The organism is Bradyrhizobium sp. 1200_D9_N1_1, from assembly GCF_052075915.1.
GTDB lineage: Bacteria > Pseudomonadota > Alphaproteobacteria > Rhizobiales > Xanthobacteraceae > Bradyrhizobium > Bradyrhizobium diazoefficiens.
In genome coordinates this window covers 5,203,485-5,223,413 of record NZ_CP197226.1, presented here as the reverse complement: position 1 = coordinate 5,223,413, position 19,929 = coordinate 5,203,485, and the positions used below count along the sequence as shown (strand labels likewise).

The window sequence follows — 19,929 nt, the reverse complement described above, 5'->3', positions numbered from 1 at the left end:
GAGGCGTGGGTCAAAAAGCAAGCATCTTCGACATATCGCAATGGGCTCAAGAGCTTAACCTGTCGTCCGCATGTCACGCCAACAGCGGTCGGGATCGAACAAGGTGATGACGAGGAGCGCCATTGCGCCGACAACCAATTGGAATCACGATTGTTTATCGGCTGTCGGGGGCCTCCGGAGGCGATTCACACAAGGCGGTGCGGTCTCCGAGCGAGGCGACCGCGGGCCGGTAGCGGCGGCTGCCTCCCAGCGTCTGCCCGGTGTCGAAGGTGAGCTCGAAATCCCCTGACGGCTTGAACTCCACGCCACGCACCCGGTCGAGATTGGCGAGCCTTGTCCGGTGAACGCGCACGATGGCGAAGCGGGCGAGGTCGTTTTCGGTCGCGGCGAGCGTGCCGCGGATCAGGCGCTGGGTGCCGTCGGCGAGGCTGTATTCGATGTAATTGCCGGCGGAGGCGACCCACAGGATGTCGCGCGGTGCGACGCGAATACGGCTGGCGCCGTCCCGGAGCCAGATCAAACCGGGGGGCGGCTGCTCCAGTGGAGCGGCAGGCATAAACATCGCCGCGCGCGCGGCCTTCCTCAGCTCTCGTCGGCTTTCGATCAGCCAGAGTGTTGCTCCGAGCAGCGAAGCGGTCACGGCATCCTTGCGGAACTCGTACAGGATCACCGCGAGCGAGAAATGGAAGTCGTAGGCGCTTCCCGCGAGCCAGAGCGCGAGCTTCCGGACCCAGACCATTCCGGTGATGTGGAGGGCCGAGAAGCCGAGCAGGGCGACCGCAGCGATTCCGATGCGTATCGCCAGCCCCCGTGGCTGGCGCATGCGCCGGACGGCCAGCACCAGGATCGGCACCAGCAGCAGGATGACGATGATGCTCGACAGTTCCCAGAACAGTCGCCGGCCAATGTCATAGCTGTCGCCGCGCCAGGCGGCGTCCTGCGCGCCGGAGAGTGCATTGACGATTCCGATGGCGAACGCGACGGCCGCGATCGCACCGAAAATCGTCCAATCGCCGCCGCTGATCCCGCCGCGCCAACCGCTTGTCCCGGGCGCCGACGCCTCGTCCCCGCGCGCCCGGTCCTGATCCCAAACCGTCTCGACGCGCTTCGTTTCGGGGGCATTTTGGCCGTCAGCCATGGCCCGAAAACCGCGTTTGTCGTCCCGTGAAGGAGCAGAACACCATGTCAACACCGCAGCAAATTTCGATCTCGGAACGGCGCATCGATCTGGATTGGGTGCGGATTTTAGCCTTCGGGCTGTTGATCTTCTACCACGTCGGCATGCTCTACGTGTCGTGGGGATTTCACATCAAGAGCGTGCATCGGCTGACCTGGCTCGAGCCCGTAATGCTGTTCCTCAATCCCTGGCGGCTGTCGTTGCTGTTCCTGGTCTCCGGGGTAGCCAGCCGCTTCATGCTGGGAAAGTACCGGCTCGCCGCCTTCGCCCGCGCGCGGTCGGCGCGGCTCTTGATTCCGCTGATCTTCGGCATGCTCGTGATCGTGCCGCCGCAATCCTACCTCCAGATCGTCGAGAGCCTCGGCTATCCAGAAGGCCTCGTCGATTTTTACATCCGGCACTACCTCGCGTTCAGCTCGCAATTCTGTCCGAACCCCTGCATCGTACAGCCGACCTGGAACCATCTCTGGTTCTTGGTCTATCTCTGGATCTACACCATGGTCTTGGTCGGCGTGCTGGCGTTGTGGCCGGCAGCCGCGGATTGGATCGGCGAGAGGGTGGCGGCCGCGCTCGCCGGACCATGGCTGCTGTTGCTGCCGTGCCTGCTGTTTGCAGCTTGGCGGCTGTTTCTCTCGCCAATCTTCCCGTCGACCCATGCGCTGTTCGGCGACTGGTACAATCACGCAGACTATGCGACCGCGTTTCTGATCGGCTTCCTGCTCGCGCGCGAGAACAGCATCTGGCGCGACATCGAGCGGCAACGGTGGGTGGCGCTGACGCTTGCAGCCGCCTGCTTCGCCGCCTCCGCCCTCGTTTATGCCGGCTTGTTCCCGCGGTCGCCGATGCTGAGCTGGTTCGCCGGCTCGGTCTATGGCTGCTACCAATGGCTGGCGATGGCGGCGGTGCTCGGCTTTGCCCGACGCCATTTGACGGCCGACAGCCCCGTGCGCCGCTATCTGACCGATGCGATCTTTCCCTATTACATCGTACATCAGACCGCGATTATCGTGATTGCGCACGCGCTGCGGGACAGCGGGCTGTCAGCCGGAAGCGAGGCCGTGATCGTGATTGCCGGTACCGCGCTCACGTGTTTGGTCAGCTACGAGATCGCGCGCCGGATCGCCTGGCTACGGCCGCTGTTCGGATTGCGAATGGAGTCCCGTTCCGCGGCGGGGATTGCGCGGCAACAGCCGGCCTGATCTGCGACGGCTCGCGATTGGCGCGATGATAAAAGGTGCTAAGAGGGCGCCATGCCAAGCCGCGTCTATCTCGACTGGAATGCGACCACGCCGCTGCGCCCCGAGGCGCGGGCGGCGATGGTCGCTGCCTTCGACCTGATCGGCAATCCGTCCTCGGTTCATGCCGAGGGGCGACAGGCGCGGCGGCTGGTCGAGGAGGCTCGCGTCACGCTTGCCGCGGCGGTGGGGGCGTTGCCGCGGAACGTCATCTTCACCTCCGCCGGAACCGAGGCCAATGCGCTGGCGCTGTCGCCCGGTCTGCGGGGGCCATCCGGCGGCCCTGTCGAGCGGCTTCTGGTCTCCGCCGTTGAGCATGCCTCGGTGCTGGCGGGTGGCCGGTTCCCGGCGGACAAGGTCGGTCATATCAGGGTGACCCGCGCCGGCGTGGTCGATCTCGACCACCTCAGGGCGCTGCTGAAGGACGGCCCGCCGGCCCTGGTCTCCATCATGGCGGCCAACAACGAGACCGGCGCGCTCCAGCCGGTCGCGGAAGCCGCCCGGATCGTTCATGAGGCCGGGGGCCTCCTGCATATCGACGCGATCCAGGCGCTGGGCAAAATTCCGTTCAATATTAATGCGGTAGGTGCGGACCTTGCGACGTTTTCTGCACACAAGATCGGCGGTCCCAAGGGCATCGGGGCGCTGGTCGTGGCCGAAGGGCTCGCGGGCCTGGAGCCGGTGCTGCGCGGCGGCGGGCAGGAGCTGAACCGGCGCGCGGGAACCGAGAATGTCGCGGGCATTGCCGGCTTCGGCGCGGCCGTGAAGGTCGCGCTTCAGGCTTTTCCGGAGGATGCAAAGCGGATGGCAAGCCTCAGAGATCGCTTGGAAAATGGCATCCGGGCGATCGCTGGAGCGACGATCTTCTCTGACGACACCGAGCGGTTGCCAAATACCATCCTGTTCACCGCCCCCGGCCTGAAGGCCGAAACCGCGGTGATCGGCTTCGACCTCGAAGGCATCGCTGTTTCCTCCGGCTCCGCCTGTTCCTCGGGCAAGGTCCAGCCGTCCCACGTGCTGTCCGCCATGGGATTCGATCCAGCCGTGGCCCAGGGAGCGGTGCGCCTCAGTCTGGGCTGGTCTACAGAACCGGACGACATCAATAGGGCGTTAGAGGCTTGGCGAAAGCTCGGTAATACCCTACTTAGAGACTAAGCGACGAAACACGGCTTGAACGGTTCTAAGCGCGTGCTTTCGGCCAGAAAACATCGTAATACTCGTCCGAGTTTGATCCACCGCGGTCCTTGAAACCGCGAGCGGAGGATAGAATGCCAGCCGTGCAAGAGACGGTCGAGCGCGTGAAGCGCATCGACGTCGATCAGTATCGTTATGGGTTTGAGACCCTGATCGAGTCCGACAAGGCCCCCAAGGGATTGTCGGAAGAGACCGTCAAGTTCATCTCCGAAAAGAAGAACGAACCCGCCTGGATGCTCCAGTGGCGGCTCGAGGCCTATCGGCGCTGGCTGACCATGACCGAGCCGACCTGGGCGCGCGTCGACTATCCCAAGATCGATTTCCAGGACCTCTATTACTATTCGGCGCCGAAGCCGAAGAAGTCGATCACCTCGCTCGACGAGATCGATCCGGAGATCCTGAAGACCTACGAGAAGCTCGGCATTCCCCTGCGGGAAGTCGCCATGCTCGAAGGCGTCGAGCCGAAGGTGGGCGAGGAAGACCCGGCCCGGCGCAAGATCGCGGTCGATGCGGTGTTCGACTCGGTCTCGGTTGCTACCACCTTCAAGGCGGAGCTGAAGAAGGCCGGCGTGATCTTCATGCCGATCTCGGAGGCCATCCGCGAGCATCCCGAACTGGTGCAGAAGTATCTGGGCTCGGTGGTTCCGACCTCCGACAATTTCTACGCGACGCTGAACTCAGCGGTGTTCTCCGACGGCTCGTTTGTCTACGTGCCGCCGGGCGTGCGCTGCCCGATGGAGCTGTCGACCTATTTCCGCATCAACGAGCGCAACACCGGCCAGTTCGAGCGCACGCTGATCATCGCGGACAAGGGCTCTTACGTGTCCTATCTCGAAGGCTGCACCGCGCCGCAGCGCGACGAGAACCAGCTGCACGCCGCCGTGGTCGAGCTCGTCGCGCATGACGACGCCGAGATCAAATATTCGACGGTGCAGAACTGGTATCCCGGCAATTCGGAAGGCAAGGGCGGCATCTACAATTTCGTCACCAAGCGTGGCGACTGCCGCGGCGATCGCTCCAAGATTTCCTGGACCCAGGTCGAGACCGGCTCCGCCATCACCTGGAAGTATCCGAGCTGCATCCTGCGCGGCGACAATTCCAGCGGCGAGTTCTACTCGATCGCGATCTCGAACGGCTTCCAGCAGGTCGATTCGGGCACCAAGATGATCCATCTCGGCAAGAACACGTCGAGCCGCATCATCTCCAAGGGCATCGCGGCGGGCAAATCGCAGAACACCTATCGCGGCCTCGTGACGGCGCATCGCAAAGCGACCGGCGCGCGCAACTTCACCGCCTGCGATTCGCTGCTGATCGGCGACAAATGCGGCGCGCACACCGTGCCGTATATCGAGGCGAAGAACTCCTCGGCGACGTTCGAGCACGAAGCGACGACCTCGAAGATCTCCGAGGACGTGCTGTTCTACTGCATCCAGCGCGGCCTTTCGCAGGAGGAAGCCGTCGGCCTCGTCGTCAACGGCTTCGTCAAGGACGTGCTCCAGCAGCTCCCGATGGAGTTCGCGGTGGAAGCGCAGAAGCTGATCTCGATCTCGCTTGAAGGGTCGGTCGGTTAACACCGACCCTCGCGGTGCGCTTCGGCGCTCCATGCATCATTTGAATAGACTGGACACCAAAATGGCTTTGCTTGAAGTGAAAGACCTGCAGGTTCGTGTCGAGGAGCGTGAGATCCTCCACGGGCTGACGCTGACCGTGAACGAAGGCGAGGTGCACGCGATCATGGGGCCGAACGGCTCCGGCAAGTCGACGCTCTCCCACGTCATCGCCGGCAAGCCCGGTTATGAAGTCACCGGCGGCCAGATCCTGTTCAAGGGCGAGGACCTGCTGGAGATGGCCCCGGACGAGCGCGCCGCGAAGGGCGTGTTTTTGGCGTTCCAGTATCCGGTGGAAATCCCCGGCGTCGCCACCATGACATTCCTGCGCACCGCGCTGAACGCGCAGCGCAAGGCGCGCGGCGAGAGCGAATATTCGACCCCGGACTTCCTGAAGAAGGTCCGCGAAGTCTCGAAGTCGCTGAACATCCCGCAGGACATGCTCAAGCGCGGCGTCAATGTCGGCTTCTCCGGCGGCGAGAAGAAGCGCAACGAGGTGCTTCAGATGGCGCTGTTCGAGCCGAGCCTGTGCATTCTCGACGAGATGGATTCCGGCCTCGACATCGACGCGCTGCGGATTGCGGCCGACGGCGTCAACGCGCTGCGCGCGCCCAAGCGCGCGATGGTCGTCATCACCCATTATCAGCGGCTGCTGAACTACATCGTGCCTGATTTCGTGCACGTGATGTCGAAGGGCCGCGTCGTGAAGAGCGGCGGCAAGGAGCTGGCGCTGGAGCTGGAAGATTCCGGCTACGCCCAGTTCGAGGACGCGTAAGGATTGTTGGAGATGAACGTTGCTGTGGCAAAGACCGGAAACGGCCGCGCGGTGAGCGATCTCTTCGCCAGCGCCGAAGGCCGGCTGCCGGGTTCGCCGGCGGTCGTAGCAGTGCGCCGCGAGGCGTTCGAGACCTATGAGCGTCTCGGCCTGCCGCACCGCCGGATCGAGGAATGGAAATACACCGACCTGCGCGCGCTGGTCGGCGAGGTGCTGCCGCTTGCGGCTGCGCCCGATACGGCCGCGCTGAAGCGCGCTGCGGACGCCGTGAAGGCGCACGCGATCGAAGGCGCGCGCAAGCTGGTGCTGGTCGATGGCGTGTTCGCGGCCGACCTTTCCGACGTCAAGGCGCTTGCCTCCGAGGTAGGCTTCAAGACGCTCCGGGAGACGCTGGAGAAGGATGCCGCTCTCCTGATGACGGCGTCCACCGACGCCGTGATCGCGCTGAACGCGGCGCTGGCGACCGACGGCGTCGTGCTGTCAATTGCCGATGGCGCGCAGCTGTCCGCGCCGATCCAGATCATTCATATCGCGACCGCGGCTTCCGCTTCGGCCTTCACCCGCTCGCAGGTCGCGGTCGGGAATGGCGCGCGCGCCACCATCATCGAAAGCTTCGTTGCGGCCGGTGCAAAGGCCTACCAGGTCAGCGACGCCGTGATCGTGACGATCGGCGACAACGCCGACGTCGCGCATATCCGCCTGATGGACGACGCGCCTGACGCGGTGAACATCACCTCGCAATTCGTCACCGTCGGCGCCAACACCAAGGTCAATTTCTTCAACATGACCAGCGGCGCCGCCGTCAGCCGCCTCCAGGGCTTCATCACGCTGGCGGGCGAGGGCAGCGATCTCGCGATCAATGGCGTGAACCTGTTGCAGAAGACCGAGCATGGCGACACCACGCTGGTGGTGGACCATGCCGTGCCGAATTGCGTCAGCCGCGAGATCTTCCGCGCCGTGATCGACGACCGCGCCCATTCGGTGTTCCAGGGCCGCATCATCGTCCGTCCCGACGCGCAGAAGACCGACGGCAAGATGATGACGCGGGCGCTGCTGCTCTCGGACGAAGCCGAGGCCGACAACAAGCCCGAGCTCGAGATCTTTGCCGACGACGTCTCCTGCGGCCACGGCGCCACCGCCGGCGCGCTGGACGACAGCCTGCTGTTCTATCTGAAGGCGCGCGGCCTGCCTGAGAAGCAGGCCCAGGCGCTGCTGATCCAGGCCTTCGTGGGCGAGGCGATCGAGCAGATCGCCGATGACGGCTTGCGCGAGCACGTGATCGGCATTGCCGAGCGCTGGCTGGAGCGGCGGTCATGAGCACGCATCCGGCAGTCAGGAACGGCTCCTACGACGTCGCCCGCGTCCGCCAGGATTTCCCGGCGCTGGCCATGCAGGTCTACGGCAAACCGCTGGTCTATCTCGACAACGCCGCCTCCGCGCAGAAGCCGCAAGTCGTGCTCGACCGCATGACGCAGGCCTATACGAGCGAATACGCCAACGTGCATCGCGGCCTGCATTACCTCGCCAACGCCGCGACCGAAGCCTATGAGGGCGGCCGCACCAAGGTCGCGCAGTTCATCAACGCCGGCCGCACCGAAGAGGTGATCTTCACCCGCAACGCGACGGAGGCCATCAACCTGGTCGCCTCGTCCTGGGGCGGGCCGAACATCAAAGAGGGCGACGAGATCGTCATCTCGATCATGGAGCACCACTCCAACATCGTGCCCTGGCATTTCCTCAGGGAAAGACAGGGCGCGGTGATCAAATGGTCGCCGGTCGACGACGAGGGCAATTTCCTCATCGAGGAGTTCGAGAAGCTCCTGACGGCGAAGACCAAGCTGGTTGCGATCACGCAGATGTCGAACGCGCTCGGTACCATCGTCCCGATCAAGGACGTCGTGAAGATCGCCCACGCCCGCGGCATCCCCGTGCTGGTCGACGGCAGCCAGGGCGCGGTGCATATGCCCGTCGATGTCCAGGATCTCGGCTGCGACTTCTACGTCTTCACCGGCCACAAGGTCTACGGCCCGACCGGCATCGGCGTGCTCTGGGCCAAGTACGACCATCTCGTCGCGATGCGCCCCTATAACGGCGGCGGCGAGATGATCCGCGAGGTCTCGCGCGATGTCGTCACCTACGGCGATCCCCCGCACAAGTTCGAGGCCGGCACACCCGCGATCGTCGAGGCCGTCGGCCTTGGCGCCGCGATCGACTACGTCAATTCGATCGGCAAGGAGCGCATCGCCGCGCACGAGCACGATCTCGTCACCTACGCCCAGGAGAAGCTGCGCGAGATCAACTCGCTGCGGCTGATCGGCACCGCCCGCGGCAAGGGCCCGGTGATCTCCTTCGAGCTCAAGGGCGCTCATGCCCATGACGTCGCCACCGTGATCGACCGCCAGGGCATCGCGGTGCGCGCCGGCACCCATTGCGTGATGCCGCTTTTAGAGCGGTTCAACGTGACGGCCACATGCCGGGCCTCATTCGGCATGTATAATACGCGGGAAGAAGTCGATCATCTGGCACAGGCGCTTTTGAAGGCGCGGGATTTGTTCGCATGAGTGACACGGCCGAAATCAAAGCCAATCCGATGGAAACCCGGTCGGCGCTGCCGCCGGAGGAAACCGAGCGGCTGACCACCGAGATCATCGCGGGCCTCAAGACCGTGTTCGATCCGGAGATTCCGGCCGACATCTACGAGCTCGGCCTGATCTACAAGGTCGAGATCAAGGACGACCGTTCCGTCGACGTGCAGATGACCCTGACGACGCCGAACTGCCCGGCCGCCGGCGAGTTGCCGACCATGGTCGAAAATGCGGTCGCCAGCGTCCCCGGCGTGGGCGTGGTCGACGTCAAGGTCGTCTGGGAGCCGCCGTGGACGCCCGAACGCATGAGCGACGAGGCCCGCCTCGTGCTCAACATGTGGTGACGCGTACGTTCTGCTTTTCATTCCTGGCATTGAATTTGCTCCGCAACGGACCACATCACTGACATGACACAGGCAACACCAGCATCCTCCACTCCGAAGCCGCGGCGGCCGCGCCCGCAGGTGATGCGGCTGACGGATGCCGCCGCCCAGCGCATCAGCGAGCTGACCCAGCGCGCCGATTCCGAGATCGTCGGCCTGCGCGTCGGTGTGAAGAACGGCGGCTGCGCCGGCCAGTCCTACACCGTCGAGTACGCCCATGATGTCCGCCCGACCGACGAGGTCGTCGAGGACAAGGGCGTCAAGATCCTGGTCGATCCCAAGGCCGTGCTGTTCCTGCTCGGCACCGAGATGGACTACAAGGCCGACAAGATGCAGGCCCAGTTCGTCTTCAACAACCCCAACCAGGTCTCCGCCTGCGGCTGCGGCGAATCGGTCGAGCTGCGGCCGGCGAAGATCGACGGGTAGGCCCGGCTCTCCCGTTTCACTCCGCCGTCGTCCTGGCGAAAGCCAGGACCCATACCGCGTGATCTCTCGATTGTGGGAAGTGCCGGTGCCGCGTAGCGTGACTTCGAGTCTTCGCTAAACTCCTCCTTGGGTAATGGGTCCTGGCTTTCGCCAGGACGACGATGAGGAGAGGGGGGCCATGGACCGCGAATTCCTGATCGACCTGTTCGCCGATTTCGGCCCCGTCACCATCCGCAAGATGTTCTCCGGCTACGGCATCTCCGCCGACGGTACCAACTTCGCGCTCGCCCTGCGCGCGGGCCTGTTCCTGCGTGCCGACGAATTGACCATCCCGGACTTCGAGACAGAAGGCTCAAAGCCGTTCCAGTACTCGACCCGCGCCAAGACCGTGACGGTCAACTCCTACTGGGAGCTGCCCGCGCGCTTGTTCGACGATTCCCAGGAGCTTGCGCAATGGGCGAGGGCGGCGCTCGCCGCCGCCCAGCGCGCCAAGGTGAAGCAGCGGCCCAAGGGCAAGAAGGCGTCGAAGAAGGTCGCGCCGAAGAAGCCCGTTGCGAGGAAGCGGCCAGCCAAGAAAGCGGTTCGTAGGGTAGGCAAAGCGAAGCGTGCCCACCGTTGAGGTGCTGGTGCGGAGAGACATGGTGGGCACGGCGCTGCGCGCCTTTGCCCACCCCTACAGGACTTCACTCCACCGCCTTGGTCAGGCCTACCCGCATGTCCTTGGCTGTGAAGACGCAGGCGCCGTCGGCAAGCACCCGGCCATCGGCAATTCCGAGCACCAGCTTGCCGCGCCGGACCATGCGCATGGCGACCTCGTAGCGCACGCGTTGCACGGTCGGTGTGATCTCGCCCGTACATTCCACCTCGCCGACGCCGATGGCGCGGCCTTTGCCCGGTGAGCCCGACCAGCCGAGCCAATAGCCGATCATCTGCCACATGGCGTCGAGCCCGAGAGAGGACGGCATCAGCGGATCGCCGCGAAAGTGGCAGTCGAAGAACCAATGGCCCGGTACAATGTCGAGCTCGCCGACGATATGGCCCTTGCCGAACTCGCCGCCGTCCAGGCTAATCTCGGAGATGCGGTCCATCATCAGCATCGGCGGTGCCGGCAATTGCGCATTGCCGGGACCGAAATAGCCGCCTTCGCTCGACCTCAGCAGCTCCTCCCTGGTGTAGGACGGTTGCGGCGTGTGGAAATCATGAGGGTTGGGCAAGACGACATGTCCTCGCGTCAGGCGCGTTGAGCCAGCGCGGAAGATGTCGCCCGTCAGGAAAGAATGTCAAGCGCGCGCGGTTCGGCGCGGTGCTTCCGTCACGCCACCCGGCTGTGCGTCTCAACGGCAAATTCCGGATCCGCTTCGCAGATCACGCGGTTGCGGCCGTTGCGCTTGGCGGCGTAGAGGCAGGCATCGGCGCGTTCGATCAGCGCGTCGGTGTCGTCGCCCGGCTTGAGCATGGAGACGCCGACGGAGATGGTGACGCGGCCGAGAATCTCGCCGGTGGACTTCTTCTTCAACTCCTTCGCCATCACGGCGCGGCGGATGTGATCGGCGACCGTGAGGGCCTGGCGCAGCGCCGTGTTGGGCAGCAGGACGGCGAACTCCTCGCCGCCGTAGCGCGCGGTGATGTCCTGGCCCTTGATGGTCTGCTTCATGGACAGGCCGACCAGGCGCAGCACCTGGTCGCCGGTGAGATGGCCGTAGGAATCGTTGAACGACTTGAAGTGGTCGATGTCGAACAGCAGCAGTGACAGCGGCTCGCCCGATGCGAGCGCACTCTGAACGGCCATGCCGATCATGCGATCGAAATATTTGCGGTTGCCGAGGCCCGTGAGCGGGTCGGTCAGGCTCTCGGCACGGATCGCCTCCAGGCTCTGCTGGAGATTGCTGATCTCGTTCCTGGACAGCGTCAGCCGGTCTTCCAGCGCCTTGTTGGTCTCACGCATCTCGCTGGTCGAGCGCACCAGCGTCTCGACGATCGCCTTGATCTGCTCGCGGCTCTTGGCCGACGACAGCCGTTCTGTCGCGCCCGACAGGCTGGCGTCGTAGGAGCCGGTCATGCCGAGCGCATCGCCGAGAACCTTCATCACGTCATCGATCTCGCCGATGACGCGCGCACCGACCTTGTCGATGCGGTCGGTGGTCTTGATGTGGGAGAGATAGGTCTCGTAGATCTGCTCGAGATCGGCTTCGGTCAGCTTGCCGTGGCGGGCCAGCGTCTCGTTGATGATCTTGTTGAGCGGTGCGTTGTAGCCGGTCGCGTAGACGTACCAGATCTCGTAATTGCGGGGAATTGCCGTCTGCCGAAGCGATCGGATCTGACCGAGCGCCACCTCGGCGAACGCCATCGTGCGTTCGTGTTCGTCAAGCACCTTGACCACGGAACATACCCCACGGCGGCCAATGCATCGTCGACCGCAGCAATGCTTAAATTATGTTCGTAGGCTAACGGACGATCGTGAACGACCCGTAAATATACGTTCACGAATGCGCCTGAAAACGTGTGCGGCGCTCTGTCTCAACCAGCCTGAAACGCGTCGCGCTTCAGGCGCCGGCGGGGGAGCGGACCGGGCGCAACAGAAACGCCGGAAGGTGGGAATGATCGCCCGGCTCGGTGTCGGCCTCGCGCTGGCGGCGCGGTTCGGGACGGCCGATCGACGGCACATGCGACGCATTGGCCTGCGGGCGCGAGCCGTGACGCGGCTCGGGTGATGGCCTGGCTTCGCGCGGAGGTCTCGGCTCGCGTGCGGGCCTCGCCTCGGGGGCGGGGCGTGCTTCGGCTGAAGGCCGCGCCTCGCGCGGCTCGTGGCTGCGCTCACGGTCGCGGCCGCGTTGCGGCTTGCCGCGTCCGCCGCGTGAACGTTCGCGGCCGCGCTGCTCGCGCGGACGGTCGGTCGCATCGCCGGCTTCTGCGTGGACTTCGTAGTCGCCTTCAGCGCGCGGAATGCTCTGGCCGATCAGCTTCTCGATCGCAACCATCGACTTCTGGTCGAGCGGCGTGACGATCGAGATCGCCGTACCACTGCGGCCGGCGCGGCCGGTGCGGCCGACGCGATGGACGTAGTCGTCGGGATGATGAGGGACGTCGAAATTAAAGACGTGGCTGACCTCGGGGATGTCGAGGCCGCGGGCCGCGACGTCGGAGGCGACCAGCAACGGCAGCTCACCCTTGCGGAACTGCTCGAGTGCGGCCATGCGGGCCGGCTGGTCCATGTCGCCGTGTAGCGCGCCGACGCTGAAGCCGTGCTTCTGGAGCGATTTGTGAACGATCGCGACTTCGCGTTTGCGATTGCAGAAGATGATCGCGTTCTTGAGATCCTTCGCCTCGCGCAGCAGGCGGCGGAGCAGTTCGCGCTTTTCATGCGCCTCGCGCCCGGCCGGGACCTGGGACTGCGTGACGGTGACGGCGGTGGTGGCGGGCTTGGAGACTTCAACCTTCTGCGGGTTGTGCAGGAAGGTCTCGGTGATGCGCCGGATTTCCGGCGGCATGGTCGCGGTGAAGAACAGGGTCTGCCGCGTGAACGGGACGAGCTTGCAGATGCGCTCGATGTCGGGAATGAAGCCCATGTCCAGCATGCGGTCGGCTTCGTCGATGACGAGCAACTCGACGCCGGTGAGCAGCAGGCCGCCGCGCTCGGTGTGGTCGAGCAGGCGGCCCGGGGTTGCGATCAGCACGTCGACACCGCGCGTCAGCTTGGCATCCTGGTCGCCGAACGAGACGCCGCCGATCAGCAGGGCGACGTTGAGCTTCTGGCCGGCGCCGTAGCGATCAAAATTCTCTTTGACCTGTGCCGCGAGCTCGCGGGTCGGCTCCAGGATCAGGGTGCGCGGCATGCGCGCCCGGGCTCTGCCCTTTTCGAGGATGGTGAGCATCGGCAGCACGAAGGCCGCGGTCTTGCCGGTGCCGGTCTGGGCGATGCCGAGGACGTCCTTGCGTGCGAGGACGTGAGGGATCGCCTGTTCCTGAATGGGGGTGGGGGTGGTGTAACCGGTGGCCGCCACTGCGGCGAGGACTTTTTCGGATAGTCCGAGATTTGAAAAGGACATTGAGCCTCTGGTCGAAACCGCCGTTCGGAATCGAGGGTAATAAGGCTGGTCGCGTTCCACCCCGAAACGGCGCGCTCTCTAGGAAGCTGGGGGTGCTGACTCACGCGAACAAAGCGCAAGGCTCAGGAATCGCTCTTCGATCCGAGCTGCGTCGCCCCGGAACATAGGCGGGAATTGGCCAAAGTCAATGGAGCAGGCGCGGGAAGGCCCTAAAAACCCTGAGGTTTTACCCAAATAGCGGGCCCGGCTGGGGTTTTTCGCCTCGGCCATTGGCCGGGCGGAGGCAGCGCCTAATGCCCTTCTGGGACCCGAGCCCGGAAGTCGCCGGGGGCCATGCCATAGGCGGCGTTGAAGACCCGGTAATAGGTCGCCAAGCTCTCGAAGCCGCAGGAGGTCGCGATGTCGGCGATCAGCCGCTCCGGCGCCTCGCGCAGCAGGCGGCGGCTTCTCTTCAGGCGCTCGTCGGTCACGGTCTGCGAGAAGCTCTTCTCCGCGGCTTCGAACAGCATGTGCAGGTGACGCACGGAAACGCCGAGCAGGTCGGCCACCATCGCCGGCGCCAGATCCGGGTTTTGCAGCTGGCGCGCGATCAGACGCCGCGCCTGCGAAAGACGGGCGGTCCGCAGCGCAGCCTGCCCGAGCCGGCTGCCAGGGCGCACGATGCCGCGCTCGATCAGCGCGAGGTGGGCCAGGGCCTGAACCAAGGAGGTCTGGACCAGGGAGGTCGCATCGGCAGCACCGTCATCGCCAGCACCGTCATCGCCAGCGGCGACCTCGCCGAGATCGGCAAAGCAGGCCGCGAGCAGGGGCGCCAGCGCATGGTCATTGAAGGTCTTCGGCGTGAGTTCGCGGATGCGCCTGTCCTGCGCCGGGATGCGGCTCACCGGGATCTTCAGGATGCGCAGGTGGAAGCCCCCGGCGTCGAGTGGCGCGGTGCGATAGGGCAGGTCGGTATGGCTGGTGGCGAAGCTGCCATTGGCGATCGCGAAGTCGGATCCGCGCATGCCGCCGAACCAGCCGCCGCTGCCGAGCTGCTGGTAGACGCAGATGCTGTCGCCGGGTGTGTAGGCGATGTCGGAGGTGCTGCGCTCGACCGTGTAGGGCGAGGCCTTCAGCTCGACGAGACCGCCAGCGCCGAGCTGGCGCAGTGAGAATTCGCCGAAGAAGTCCGCGCGCCGTTCGCGCTCGAGCTCGGCGGTGACGCCGAACAGGCCCTTGGCGCGCACCTCGCGCCAATAGTCGAAGCGCTCCTGCGGCTCGACCTCGTCAGTGCACCAGCGATACACGATAGCCCCTCGTCCGCGAACGGAATTGCGCCTAAGAGAAACCAGATTCCAGCTGTTCTTGCCATAGGCCCAGACGATGGAACCGGTGGCTGTGCCGGTTGAACCGCCGCTATGGCTGGACCGACTATGACAACAACGGCCGAAGGTCGCCAATGGACTGTACGAGGGGCGCCGGCGGTAAGCCGTCCTGCAACGGGAATTTTTCGATGACGCGTCGGCTTTTCAGAATTCTGGTGACCCTTGGCCTCGCGGCGAGCCTTGGCGGCTTCGCGCTTCCCGCCTGCGCCGAGAAGCGCGTCGCGCTCGTCGTCGGCAACAACGACTACAGGAATGTCCCGAAACTGCTCAAGGCGGTCAACGACGCCCGCACCATGGGCGACACGCTGAAGCAGCTCGGCTTCTCGGTGATGGTGGCGGAGAACCAGAGCCGGCAGCAATTCTCCGAGACGCTGCTTGCGTTCGACCGGGCGATCGAGCCCGGCGACACCGCGTTCTTCTTCTATGCCGGCCACGGTTTCGAGATCGCGGGCCAGAACTACCTGCTGCCGACCGACGTGCCGGCGGCGACGGAAGGGCAGGAAGAGCTGGTGCGCGACGCCTCCATCCTGGCGGACCGCATCGTCGAGCGCCTTCAAAACAAGAAGGCGCGGACCTCGATCCTGGTGTTCGACGCTTGCCGCAACAATCCGTTCGAGCGCAAAGGGACCCGCGCGGTCGCCGGCGGCGGCGGGCTCGCGCCGATGATGCAGCTGCCCGAAGGCGTGTTCTCCGTGTTCTCGGCCGGTCCCCGCCAGACCGCGCTCGATCGCCTCTCCAACGACGACGCCGATCCCAATTCGGTGTTCACGCGCACCTTCGCCAAGGAGCTGCTGCAACCCGGCGAGAACCTCGTGCAGGTGGCGCAGCGCACCCGCCGTCTCGTCAGCGAGATGGCCGATACCGTCAAGCACAGGCAGGTGCCGGTCTATTTCGACCAGATGGTCGACGACGTCTTCTTGAGCGGCGCCGCGAAAGACGCGGCTGCGCGCCCGGCCGATCCACCGCCGCAGAAGCTTGCGGCACTGCCGCCGGTGTCGGTGCCGCGCGTGCCGAAGGAGGAAACCACCAACGCGCCGATCGCGAGCTTCTCGCGCCACAATGGCGGCTGGAGCGTGGTGTTCTCCTTCGCCGATCCGACGCTCGGCATTTCCTGGCGCATGGCCGGCAATGGCGATTTCCGCGAGACCGGATTCATCGACACGCTCGATCCGCGCACGCGCAAGCGGATGCCGAACCCGTCGATCGAATTGCCGCCGGATGCACAGGCCGGCACCATCGAGGTCCGCTATGTCGATCAGTCGGGCGACATGCAGGGCCCGTTCCCGATCAGGTTCGATCCCGAGGCCGCGCTGATCCGCGACCAGCGCAAGATCCTCGACATGACCGCGACGAGCTGGCTGTCATTCCGCGAGTTCAACGGGCTGCTCGTCTACTACACGCACCTCGTGTCCTACCGCTGTGCCATCCGCGAGGTGCGCATCGGCATCGACACCGCGGTACCCAATCAGGTGCTGAAGATGCCGGGGTGTGACATGCGCGACCCCAGCGCGATCACCGCCGGCATGCCGCTCTACATGAAGCTCGCTCCGGCCACGCAGTTCGTCTCGGTGGAGCTGACCTATCGCGACGGCAGCGTATCGGAGATCAAGAGTTTTCGCGCGGCGAACCGCAGCAACAACTGAGGTGTCGCGCAGGCGGCGTCCGCCGCCGCTACGCGCGGCGCTTCCTGATGCGGCGCTTGATGGACTCGACGGCTTCGATCAAGGGCGGAGCCAGCGAGAAGAGCGCGCCCATCGCGATCGAAATGATGACATGGCGAAGCAGGAGCTTCTCCGGCTCCTCGAACGGATAGCCGTTCTGGTCGATGGGCACCGGCGCAAGCGTGCCGGTCTGCCGCCGATGCGACTTCCGCGGCGGGATCATGATCACGACGAAAAGCACGTTGATCAGGATCCAGACGCCGAGCAGTATGAGGATAGTCCGCACCGCAATTTCCTGAAAGAAATCGAAATTCGTTGCAACGCTAACGGGCATTCACAGCTGCGGCAAATTAAACTTGCTTGCTGCACCGCACAGAAAACTTAAGTCGTAAATGAGGGGCGGCCTTGAACCCGAGTTCCTCCGTAAAAGTCCGGTGTTGCATCGTCGGCGGCGGACCCGCCGGCATGATGCTCGGCTATCTCCTGGGGCGCGCGGGCATCGACGTCGTGGTGCTGGAGAAGCATGCGGATTTCTTTCGCGACTTTCGCGGCGACACCGTGCATCCATCGACGCTCCAGGTGATGGATGAGCTCGGCCTGATCGACGGTTTCCTGAAGCTGCCGCACCAGCGCTTGCAGAAGATGGACGGCCTGTTCGGCGGTACGCCGGTGCGCATCGCCGATCTGAGCCGGCTGAACACGAAGTACCCGTTCATCGCCTTCATGCCGCAATGGGACTTCCTGAACTTCCTGCGCGAGGCCGGCAAGCGCTTCGCCTCGCTCAGGGTGATGATGAACACGGAAGCCGTCGACCTGATCCGCCGCGGTGAGACGTTCGCCGGCGTGCGGGCAAAGACGCCGGAGGGACCGATCGACATCGAGGCGGATCTCACCATCGCCTGCGACGGCCGGCATTCGACGGTGCGCGAGCGCGCCGGTCTCGAGGTCGTGGAAATCGGCGCACCGATGGACGTGCTGTGGTTTCGCGCCGGCCGCAAGGCGGACGAGACGGAAAGTGTGTTCGCGCGCGTCGAGCCCGGCAAGATGATGATCACCTTCGACCGCGGCGACTATTGGCAATGCGCCTACGTCATCGCCAAGGGGCAGCACGATGCGGTGAAGGCGAGGGGATTGCAGGCGCTGCTCGACGACGTCGTGCGCATGGCGCCGATCCTCCGAAGCGGCATTGCCGACGTGAAGAGCTTCGACGACATCAAGCTGCTCACCGTTGCGATCAACCGCCTGGCGCGCTGGACGCGGCCGGGCCTGCTTCTCATCGGCGACGCCGCGCATGCGATGTCGCCGGTCGGCGGCGTCGGCGTCAATCTCGCCGTGCAGGATGCGGTCGCGACCGCCAACCTGCTCGCGGACAAGCTTCAGCACGGCTGCCCGTCCGAGGATGAGCTCGACGCCGTGCGCCGCCGGCGCGAGTTCCCGGTGAAGATGACGCAAGCCATGCAGGTGATCGTGCAGAACAACATCATCAGCGGCGCCCTGCAGGGCGGCGACCGGCCGTTGAAGGTGCCGCTGATCGTGCGCCTGATCACCGCGCTGCCATGGCTCCAGGGCATCCCGGCGCGCCTGATCGCGCTCGGCGTGCGGCCCGAGCACGTTCAGTCCAAGGCCGCGCCGGCATCGTAGCGCTGTAATCGGGTAGGGATAATTTCGCGTTAAATCGCGCGCGGCGCGTTGCGGGCGTGCAACAGCGCAGACGGATTCAAGCACCGCAACCTGCCAATCCGGCGTCTTAACTTTGTTGATTCAAATTTGAGTAAGACCTGCATGTGAGCGTGCGCCCATCAAAGGACACGGGGTGTACCATGCGTAACAAATTGATTGCCGCCTTCGCCTGCACGACCGCGCTGGTTTCGACCGGCGCCGCGTCCGCCGCCGATCTCGGTGCGCGCTACACGAAGGCGCCCGCCTATGTCGAGCCGCTGTTCAACTGGACCGGTTTCTATGTCGGCGGCCACATCGGTGGCGCCTGGACCAACGAGCAGTTCATCAACAACGGCAACAGCGGCGGCTTCGGCGATCTGGTTCCGGGACAGGGCTATCGTCAGCGCAACTCGGGCGTCCTCGGCGGCGCGCAGATCGGCTACAACTGGCAGGCGAACAACTACGTGTTCGGCATGGAAGGCACGATCTCCGGCCTCGATAACAAGGGGTCGTTCCTGAATACTGCGTTCGGTGCCGGTGACGACGTGTTCTCCTGGCGCGCCAATGTGCTTGCGACCGTCGTCGGCCGCGCTGGTTTCGCCGTGCAGAACAACCTGTTCTACATCAAGGGCGGCTATGCGGGCGTGAACAACCGCCTGTCGGTCAGCGATACGGTTGGCCCGGCGACGGGCTCGGGCGGTCAGACCCACTGGGCCAACGGCTGGACCGTCGGCGCCGGCTGGGAATACGGCGTCACCCGCAACTGGATCGTCGGCCTCGAATACAATTACGCGGCCTTCGGCAGCCAGACCTATCAGCTCGGCGGCACCACGACCAACTACACCTTCGACGCCAAGCCGCGCGACCTTCAGTGGGCCGTCGTGCGCGCGAGCTACAAGTTCGACGCGCCGGTCATCGCGCGCTACTGAGCAACCAACGACCAAGCAGCAGAAAAAGACGATCACTGACAAATTCAAAGCCCCGGCATCGCCGGGGCTTCTTTTTGCGTGCAGCGAGCCTGCGCCTCAGGCCATGACCGAGAATCCGCCGTCGACGGGGATCGCGGTGCCCGTGACGAAGTTCGAGGCGGGCGAGGCGAGGAACACCGCGATGCCGGCGAAGTCGTCGATCTCGCCCCAGCGCCCCGCAGGCGTGCGCGCCAGCACGCGCTCGTGCAGGCCCGACACCTGCTGCCGCGCGCCGCGGGTGAGGTCGGTGTCGATCCAGCCCGGCAGGATGGCGTTGACCTGGATGTTGTCGGGCGCCCAGGCATTGGCGCAGGCGCGCGTGTACTGCACGATGCCGCCCTTGCTCGCCGCATAGGCCGTCGCAAAGCTGGCGCCGAAGATCGACATCATCGAGCCGATGTTGATCACCTTGCCGTTGCCGGACGCCTTCAGCGCCGGATAGGCCAGCTTCGAGCACACGAAGGCGCTGGTGAGGTTGGTGTCGATCACCTTGTTCCACTCGTCGAGCTCGAGCTCGTGCGGCGGCTTGCGGATGCTCATGCCGGCGTTGTTGATGAGGATGTCGATGCGGCCGAACTCCTTGACGACGCGGTCGATCATGGCTGCGACCGCCGCCTGGTCGGTCACGTCGGTGGTGACGGCGATCGCCTTAACACCGCGCTGTCTGAGATCGGCAACGGCCGCGGCCGACTTGGTTTCGTTGCGCCCGACCACGGCGATATCGGCGCCGGCATCGGCGAGCCCGTGCGCGAGGCCGAGCCCGATGCCGCCATTGCCTCCCGTGACGATCGCGACCTTGCCGCGGAGATCGAACCGGCTGGATGTCATGCTTTCACTTCCTGGTTTCTT

General features: G+C 64.8%; 19 protein-coding genes. 12 read left to right on the top strand and 7 right to left on the bottom strand.

Annotated elements, in window-relative coordinates; translation table 11 throughout:
• Nucleotides 1–154 precede the first annotated feature (154 nt).
• Nucleotides 155–1,138: a LytTR family DNA-binding domain-containing protein gene (locus AB5K84_RS25330; RefSeq protein WP_162494093.1), complete on the bottom strand. Its 984-nt coding sequence runs from the start codon at nucleotides 1,136–1,138 to the stop codon at nucleotides 155–157.
• A 44-nt stretch (nucleotides 1,139–1,182) separates the two neighbouring features.
• On the opposite strand from AB5K84_RS25330, the gene AB5K84_RS25325 reads away from it, so the two are divergent.
• From AB5K84_RS25325 to AB5K84_RS25285, 9 genes are all read left to right on the top strand, one after another.
• Nucleotides 1,183–2,376 (top strand): acyltransferase family protein, encoded by a 1,194-nt coding sequence (locus AB5K84_RS25325; RefSeq protein WP_038967105.1) that lies wholly within the window; start codon nucleotides 1,183–1,185, stop codon nucleotides 2,374–2,376.
• A 51-nt stretch (nucleotides 2,377–2,427) separates the two neighbouring features.
• Entirely contained in the window at nucleotides 2,428–3,567 is a 1,140-nt protein-coding gene (locus AB5K84_RS25320; RefSeq protein WP_011087110.1) for a cysteine desulfurase family protein, read from the top strand.
• Nucleotides 3,568–3,680: 113 nt separating this feature from the next.
• Nucleotides 3,681–5,177 carry a Fe-S cluster assembly protein SufB gene (sufB, locus tag AB5K84_RS25315; protein WP_011087111.1) on the top strand — a complete coding sequence of 499 codons (1,497 nt, stop codon included), beginning with the start codon at nucleotides 3,681–3,683 and terminating at the stop codon, nucleotides 5,175–5,177.
• Between the two features lie 61 nt (nucleotides 5,178–5,238).
• Nucleotides 5,239–5,988, top strand: a complete 750-nt coding sequence (gene sufC / locus AB5K84_RS25310; RefSeq protein ID WP_028171266.1) for a Fe-S cluster assembly ATPase SufC — start codon at nucleotides 5,239–5,241, stop codon at nucleotides 5,986–5,988.
• A 12-nt stretch (nucleotides 5,989–6,000) separates the two neighbouring features.
• Nucleotides 6,001–7,305, top strand: coding sequence for a Fe-S cluster assembly protein SufD (sufD, locus tag AB5K84_RS25305; RefSeq protein WP_011087113.1), 1,305 nt, complete (start codon nucleotides 6,001–6,003; stop codon nucleotides 7,303–7,305).
• Nucleotides 7,302–8,549: a cysteine desulfurase gene (locus tag AB5K84_RS25300; protein WP_011087114.1), complete on the top strand. Its 1,248-nt coding sequence runs from the start codon at nucleotides 7,302–7,304 to the stop codon at nucleotides 8,547–8,549. Before sufD ends, AB5K84_RS25300 begins: the two co-directional genes overlap by 4 nt.
• Complete coding sequence (locus AB5K84_RS25295) at nucleotides 8,546–8,917, top strand: SUF system Fe-S cluster assembly protein (RefSeq protein WP_011087115.1); 372 nt, start codon at nucleotides 8,546–8,548, stop codon at nucleotides 8,915–8,917. The genes AB5K84_RS25300 and AB5K84_RS25295 overlap by 4 nt, the downstream gene beginning before the upstream one ends.
• Before the next feature lie 123 nt (nucleotides 8,918–9,040).
• On the top strand, nucleotides 9,041–9,382 hold the full coding sequence (locus AB5K84_RS25290; protein ID WP_014495548.1) for a HesB/IscA family protein: 342 nt from the start codon (nucleotides 9,041–9,043) through the stop codon (nucleotides 9,380–9,382).
• A gap of 178 nt (nucleotides 9,383–9,560) precedes the next feature.
• The gene (locus AB5K84_RS25285; protein WP_028171268.1) at nucleotides 9,561–10,001 is read left to right on the top strand and encodes a TfoX/Sxy family protein; all 441 of its coding nucleotides are present in this window, start codon (nucleotides 9,561–9,563) and stop codon (nucleotides 9,999–10,001) included.
• A 64-nt stretch (nucleotides 10,002–10,065) separates the two neighbouring features.
• Here the strand turns inward: AB5K84_RS25285 and fabA are convergent, their stop codons facing one another.
• The 4 genes from fabA to AB5K84_RS25265 form a co-directional block, all read right to left on the bottom strand.
• The gene (fabA, locus tag AB5K84_RS25280; RefSeq protein ID WP_011087118.1) at nucleotides 10,066–10,596 is read right to left on the bottom strand and encodes a bifunctional 3-hydroxydecanoyl-ACP dehydratase/trans-2-decenoyl-ACP isomerase; all 531 of its coding nucleotides are present in this window, start codon (nucleotides 10,594–10,596) and stop codon (nucleotides 10,066–10,068) included.
• A gap of 98 nt (nucleotides 10,597–10,694) precedes the next feature.
• On the bottom strand, nucleotides 10,695–11,762 hold the full coding sequence (locus AB5K84_RS25275; RefSeq protein ID WP_011087119.1) for a GGDEF domain-containing protein: 1,068 nt from the start codon (nucleotides 11,760–11,762) through the stop codon (nucleotides 10,695–10,697).
• A 163-nt stretch (nucleotides 11,763–11,925) separates the two neighbouring features.
• The gene (locus tag AB5K84_RS25270) at nucleotides 11,926–13,428 is read right to left on the bottom strand and encodes a DEAD/DEAH box helicase (protein ID WP_038967106.1); all 1,503 of its coding nucleotides are present in this window, start codon (nucleotides 13,426–13,428) and stop codon (nucleotides 11,926–11,928) included.
• A 290-nt stretch (nucleotides 13,429–13,718) separates the two neighbouring features.
• Nucleotides 13,719–14,714, bottom strand: coding sequence for a helix-turn-helix domain-containing protein (locus tag AB5K84_RS25265; protein ID WP_011087121.1), 996 nt, complete (start codon nucleotides 14,712–14,714; stop codon nucleotides 13,719–13,721).
• Between the two features lie 206 nt (nucleotides 14,715–14,920).
• Between AB5K84_RS25265 and AB5K84_RS25260 the strand changes: the two genes are divergently transcribed.
• On the top strand, nucleotides 14,921–16,435 hold the full coding sequence (locus AB5K84_RS25260) for a caspase family protein (protein ID WP_038967108.1): 1,515 nt from the start codon (nucleotides 14,921–14,923) through the stop codon (nucleotides 16,433–16,435).
• Nucleotides 16,436–16,463: 28 nt separating this feature from the next.
• Here AB5K84_RS25260 and AB5K84_RS25255 read toward each other — a convergent pair whose 3' ends face one another.
• Nucleotides 16,464–16,739 carry a hypothetical protein gene (locus AB5K84_RS25255; protein ID WP_028171274.1) on the bottom strand — a complete coding sequence of 92 codons (276 nt, stop codon included), beginning with the start codon at nucleotides 16,737–16,739 and terminating at the stop codon, nucleotides 16,464–16,466.
• Between the two features lie 119 nt (nucleotides 16,740–16,858).
• Between AB5K84_RS25255 and AB5K84_RS25250 the strand changes: the two genes are divergently transcribed.
• Together AB5K84_RS25250 and AB5K84_RS25245 are read left to right on the top strand one after the other, a co-directional pair.
• Nucleotides 16,859–18,094: an FAD-dependent oxidoreductase gene (locus AB5K84_RS25250; RefSeq protein WP_074076985.1), complete on the top strand. Its 1,236-nt coding sequence runs from the start codon at nucleotides 16,859–16,861 to the stop codon at nucleotides 18,092–18,094.
• A 179-nt stretch (nucleotides 18,095–18,273) separates the two neighbouring features.
• Nucleotides 18,274–19,041 carry an outer membrane protein gene (locus tag AB5K84_RS25245; RefSeq protein WP_038967110.1) on the top strand — a complete coding sequence of 256 codons (768 nt, stop codon included), beginning with the start codon at nucleotides 18,274–18,276 and terminating at the stop codon, nucleotides 19,039–19,041.
• Between the two features lie 96 nt (nucleotides 19,042–19,137).
• Here AB5K84_RS25245 and AB5K84_RS25240 read toward each other — a convergent pair whose 3' ends face one another.
• Nucleotides 19,138–19,908: an SDR family NAD(P)-dependent oxidoreductase gene (locus AB5K84_RS25240; RefSeq protein WP_011087125.1), complete on the bottom strand. Its 771-nt coding sequence runs from the start codon at nucleotides 19,906–19,908 to the stop codon at nucleotides 19,138–19,140.
• Nucleotides 19,909–19,929: the final 21 nt, after the last annotated feature.

What these genes read in the sequence shown, in the direction of transcription:
- sufB (WP_011087111.1), top strand. Translation starts at nt 3,681, where the DNA reads ATGCCAGCCGTGCAAGAGACGGTCGAGCGCGTGAAGCGCATCGACGTC.
- AB5K84_RS25240 (WP_011087125.1), bottom strand. Translation starts at nt 19,908, where the DNA reads ATGACATCCAGCCGGTTCGATCTCCGCGGCAAGGTCGCGATCGTCACG.
- AB5K84_RS25330 (WP_162494093.1), bottom strand. Translation starts at nt 1,138, where the DNA reads ATGGCTGACGGCCAAAATGCCCCCGAAACGAAGCGCGTCGAGACGGTT.
- AB5K84_RS25320 (WP_011087110.1), top strand. Translation starts at nt 2,428, where the DNA reads ATGCCAAGCCGCGTCTATCTCGACTGGAATGCGACCACGCCGCTGCGC.
- AB5K84_RS25260 (WP_038967108.1), top strand. Translation starts at nt 14,921, where the DNA reads ATGACGCGTCGGCTTTTCAGAATTCTGGTGACCCTTGGCCTCGCGGCG.
- AB5K84_RS25270 (WP_038967106.1), bottom strand. Translation starts at nt 13,428, where the DNA reads ATGTCCTTTTCAAATCTCGGACTATCCGAAAAAGTCCTCGCCGCAGTG.
- AB5K84_RS25285 (WP_028171268.1), top strand. Translation starts at nt 9,561, where the DNA reads ATGGACCGCGAATTCCTGATCGACCTGTTCGCCGATTTCGGCCCCGTC.
- AB5K84_RS25325 (WP_038967105.1), top strand. Translation starts at nt 1,183, where the DNA reads ATGTCAACACCGCAGCAAATTTCGATCTCGGAACGGCGCATCGATCTG.
- AB5K84_RS25245 (WP_038967110.1), top strand. Translation starts at nt 18,274, where the DNA reads ATGCGTAACAAATTGATTGCCGCCTTCGCCTGCACGACCGCGCTGGTT.
- sufD (WP_011087113.1), top strand. Translation starts at nt 6,001, where the DNA reads ATGAACGTTGCTGTGGCAAAGACCGGAAACGGCCGCGCGGTGAGCGAT.
- AB5K84_RS25290 (WP_014495548.1), top strand. Translation starts at nt 9,041, where the DNA reads ATGCGGCTGACGGATGCCGCCGCCCAGCGCATCAGCGAGCTGACCCAG.
- AB5K84_RS25300 (WP_011087114.1), top strand. Translation starts at nt 7,302, where the DNA reads ATGAGCACGCATCCGGCAGTCAGGAACGGCTCCTACGACGTCGCCCGC.
- AB5K84_RS25295 (WP_011087115.1), top strand. Translation starts at nt 8,546, where the DNA reads ATGAGTGACACGGCCGAAATCAAAGCCAATCCGATGGAAACCCGGTCG.
- sufC (WP_028171266.1), top strand. Translation starts at nt 5,239, where the DNA reads ATGGCTTTGCTTGAAGTGAAAGACCTGCAGGTTCGTGTCGAGGAGCGT.